Source organism: Pantoea sp. ANP04 (assembly GCF_041982285.1).
GTDB lineage: Bacteria > Pseudomonadota > Gammaproteobacteria > Enterobacterales > Enterobacteriaceae > Pantoea > Pantoea eucalypti.
The window spans coordinates 1-542 of sequence record NZ_JAUTYS010000144.1 but is presented as its reverse complement, the minus strand read 5'-3'; the positions used below and the strand labels follow the sequence as shown (position 1 = coordinate 542).

The 542-nt window shown below is 63.1% G+C and carries 1 protein-coding gene; it reads right to left on the bottom strand.

From position 1 onward, the window contains the following. Positions 1-542: aminotransferase class III-fold pyridoxal phosphate-dependent enzyme (locus Q7C21_RS22800; RefSeq protein ID WP_375151210.1), on the bottom strand; the 542-nt coding region annotated here is incomplete at both ends.

The window sequence follows — 542 nt, the reverse complement described above, 5'->3', positions numbered from 1 at the left end:
ATCTCGCTGGTCATCTTGAACATTTCCAGGCCCACGGCGGTGCCCAGCGGGTTGGAGGCGAAGGTGGAGTGAGTCGAGCCTGGCGGGAATACGCCCGGGTTGATCAGCTCTTCACGGGCCCAGATGCCGCCCAGCGGGTTGAGGCCGTTGGTCAGCGCCTTGCCGAACACGATCACGTCGGGTTGGACGTCGAAGTGTTCGATGGACCACAGCTTGCCGGTGCGATAGAAGCCCATCTGGATTTCGTCCACCACCATCAGGATGCCGTGCTGGTCCAGCACCTGCTTGAGCTCGCTGTAGAAGTTCATCGGCGGGATCACGTAGCCGCCGGTGCCCTGGATCGGCTCGACGTAGAAGGCGGCGTATTCGCTCTGGCCGACTTTCGGGTCCCACACGCCGTTGTATTCGGTCTCGAACAGGCGGGCGAACTGCTGCACGCAGTGGCTGCCGTACTCTTCCTTGGTCATGCCTTTAGGGCCGCGGAAGTGGTACGGGAACGGGATGAACTGCGCGCGCTCGCCGAAGTGGCCGTAGCGGCGACG